General features: G+C 44.8%; 4 protein-coding genes. 2 read left to right on the top strand and 2 right to left on the bottom strand.

Features of this window, described 5'->3' with window-relative positions; translation table 11 throughout:
- Positions 1-763: MFS transporter (locus QZF50_RS23170; RefSeq protein WP_290389022.1), on the bottom strand; the 763-nt coding region annotated here is incomplete at its 3' end.
- Positions 764-957: 194 nt separating this feature from the next.
- Between QZF50_RS23170 and eamA the strand changes: the two genes are divergently transcribed.
- Positions 958-1,857, top strand: coding sequence for an O-acetylserine/cysteine exporter (gene eamA / locus QZF50_RS23165; RefSeq protein ID WP_000087216.1), 900 nt, complete (start codon positions 958-960; stop codon positions 1,855-1,857).
- A 44-nt stretch (positions 1,858-1,901) separates the two neighbouring features.
- Here the strand turns inward: eamA and QZF50_RS23160 are convergent, their stop codons facing one another.
- Entirely contained in the window at positions 1,902-2,600 is a 699-nt protein-coding gene (locus tag QZF50_RS23160; RefSeq protein ID WP_000577184.1) for a GntR family transcriptional regulator, read from the bottom strand.
- Between the two features lie 198 nt (positions 2,601-2,798).
- On the opposite strand from QZF50_RS23160, the gene QZF50_RS23155 reads away from it, so the two are divergent.
- The gene (locus QZF50_RS23155) at positions 2,799-3,110 is read left to right on the top strand and encodes a PTS sugar transporter subunit IIB (RefSeq protein ID WP_000722571.1); all 312 of its coding nucleotides are present in this window, start codon (positions 2,799-2,801) and stop codon (positions 3,108-3,110) included.
- The last annotated feature ends 26 nt before the right edge of the window (positions 3,111-3,136 follow it).

Raw genomic sequence — 3,136 nt, 5'->3', positions numbered from 1 at the left:
CAGCATTCACCGGAAGAACAACCGCGACCACCTTTTCGGCAAAATCCCCATCAGCAATCACCATCACATATTGTGAAATGCATGAAGCAAATGCGCCGCTTACAAAAGAAGCCAGAAAACCAGAGCAGGTAAACCACAACAGTGCTTTATCTTGTAATAAAACTTTCGGCGACCAGACACTGCCTGTTTCCGTGGCGATGATTTTCTCGCTGCGCTTTACCCAAATTTGAATGAAAAGCATGGGAAACGCGGAACAGATAGCTGCCAGCCAGAAGGGCAGATTGATGCTCTGCATCACCAACAGCGTGCCGAGCGGCGGACCGATGGTCCAGCCAATGTTTAGCATGGTGTAGTTGATTGAGAAGATTTTCGTTTTGCTGGTGGACGAAAGATTGTCGGCAAACCAGGCTTTCAGCACGGTAGCAAAAACAGAATAGGCGCAGTTAATGAGGGCAAAAAAGAGCACCACCAGCGTTACGTTATTCACTAAAGGAATGGCAATAAAACCGCTGGCGAAGGCGGTAATTGCCAGTAACATATAGCGTTTCTTGTCGAACTTATCCGCCAGGATACCAAAACCGAGGCTAAAAACGACGCCAATAGTGAGCGCAATTGTCATCGCATAACCGATTAGATCGACACTCAGGCTGTACTGGCGACTCAAGTAAATGGTCATAAATGGCAGCGTAGCGCCGCGTCCGATGGTTAATAACAACGACGAGGCAAGAAGGGCGCTGGTAGAGCGTCGTAGGGATAAGTTCATTTGTCTGTCCGGCAGTGCGTTTCGTTATGTTTTGTTTTAGAGATGTAAAGAAATAGCATGGCAAAAATCCGAAGTATAGCGACTTATTTGCGCATTAATGCCGTCGTAACCGGCGACTAACGAATCAACTGTTAAAGAAAAGTAAATTCAGCTAAGTTGATTGCTTACAAAAGATGAAATTCAGAGGCGGTAGAATGTCGCGAAAAGATGGGGTGTTGGCGCTACTGGTAGTGGTCGTATGGGGGCTAAATTTTGTGGTCATCAAAGTGGGGCTTCATAACATGCCACCGCTGATGCTGGCCGGTTTGCGCTTTATGCTGGTCGCTTTTCCGGCTATCTTTTTTGTCGCACGACCGAAAGTACCACTGAATTTGCTGCTGGGGTATGGATTAACCATCAGTTTTGCGCAGTTTGCTTTTCTTTTTTGTGCCATTAACTTCGGTATGCCTGCTGGACTGGCTTCGCTGGTGTTACAGGCACAGGCGTTTTTTACTATCGTGCTTGGCGCGTTTACTTTCGGGGAGCGATTGCATGGCAAACAATTGGCGGGGATCGCCTTAGCGATTTTTGGCGTACTGGTGTTAATCGAAGATAGTCTGAACGGTCAGCATGTGGCGATGCTCGGCTTTATGTTGACCCTGGCTGCAGCATTTAGTTGGGCGTGTGGCAACATCTTCAATAAAAAGATCATGTCGCACTCAACGCGTCCGGCGGTGATGTCGCTGGTAATCTGGAGCGCTTTAATCCCAATCATTCCCTTCTTTGTTGCCTCGCTGATTCTCGATGGTTCCGCATCCATGATTCACAGTCTGGTTACTATTGATATGACCACCATCTTGTCGCTGATGTATCTGGCGTTTGTGGCGACAATTGTTGGTTATGGGATCTGGGGGACGTTACTGGGACGCTATGAAACCTGGCGGGTTGCACCGTTATCGTTACTGGTGCCCGTAGTCGGACTGGCAAGTGCGGCACTATTGTTGGATGAACGCTTAACGGGTCTGCAATTTTTAGGTGCGGTGCTCATTATGACCGGGCTGTATATCAATGTATTTGGCTTGCGGTGGCGTAAAGCGGTAAAGGTTAGAGGCTAAACCATACGCACAGAATGTGATGTCAGCACTCTGTGCGTCTGCTTTTATCGCGGGAAAAAGTACTTTACCTGGAACTCGAAAATATTGCTGTAAAGTAACGAATAATCCAGCGGAATAGAGTTACTGTCCACAGCCTGGGTCTGAATTTTAAGTATGGGATCCCGTGGGCTGATCCGTAAAATACTGGCGATTTCTGGGGTAGGAAAAGTAGGGGAGAAAGTTTCAAAGGTGCCAATGATTTTGATCCCGCATTCATTCTCAATATATGAAAATTTGGATTTTTGCATATGTGACACGGTTAAATCAGGAAAACGTGCTACTGACATCCACGTTTCTTCTAATTGTGCTGCATTATCCTCAATGAATCGCAGTCTCTTTATGTAATAAACCTGCTCACCAGTCACTAAATTCAGCTCAGTCGCAATAGTGGGTGAAGCATCCTGCACTTCAAATTTCATAATCTGACTCCCTGCCTCTTTGCCGCTTTTATGCGCAATTTCACTGAAACTGTTCATGTGATCAATGTGTGCAACAAAATTCTTTTTTTGAATGTATGTTCCTGAACCATGCTTTCTGTGAATAATTCCTTCGCCTTCCAGCAAGGATAATGCCTTACGCAGGGTATTACGCGAAACATTATAACGAACAGCGAGTTCCGCTTCTGACGGCAACAAATCACCAACATGCCATGAATTGCCATTGATTTCGGATTTAAGTAAGCGGGCAATCTTTTGAAAAATCACTTTTGCACCTTTTAAGAGCCATTGAAAACAAGGAGTTGAGTCCTGATTGTTTTATCGTATGGCCGAGTCGTTTAATAATCACCCTGATGTTGAACAACTTTATCACTGTATTACTGTGATCAATGTACCAGGACGTATAGCTACTGCGGGATATGATATTTAAACAATGTAATCTGTTATATACCAGTAAGGGAAAATATGAAAAAAATATTGTTAGTTTGCGCTGCGGGCATGTCAACCAGTATGCTGGTTAAACGTATGATTGATCATGCTAACGCTATTTCACTTGAAGTTAATATTTCCGCATTGGCGATTGCAGAGGCTAAAGGGAAAATTAAAAATAACGAAGTTGACGTTGTTTTACTTGGCCCGCAAGTTCGCTTTCAGAAACCAGAGATTGAAGCCGTTGCACAGGGGAAAATGCCTGTAGCCGTTATCGAGATGAAAGACTACGGCACCATGAACGGACAGGCAGTTCTTGAATTTGCGATGAAACTACTGCAAGAGTAAGAATCTAATATTATTAAACTATTACC

It is taken from the genome of uncultured Escherichia sp., assembly GCF_948475835.1.
In the GTDB taxonomy this organism is placed as follows: domain Bacteria; phylum Pseudomonadota; class Gammaproteobacteria; order Enterobacterales; family Enterobacteriaceae; genus ECMA0423.
The sequence above is the reverse complement of the archived record's forward strand: the minus strand, read 5'-3'. Positions and strand labels throughout refer to the sequence as shown.

Coding starts and splice junctions, on each gene's coding strand:
- QZF50_RS23155 (WP_000722571.1), top strand. CDS start 2,799: ATGAAAAAAATATTGTTAGTTTGCGCTGCGGGCATGTCAACCAGTATG.
- eamA (WP_000087216.1), top strand. CDS start 958: ATGTCGCGAAAAGATGGGGTGTTGGCGCTACTGGTAGTGGTCGTATGG.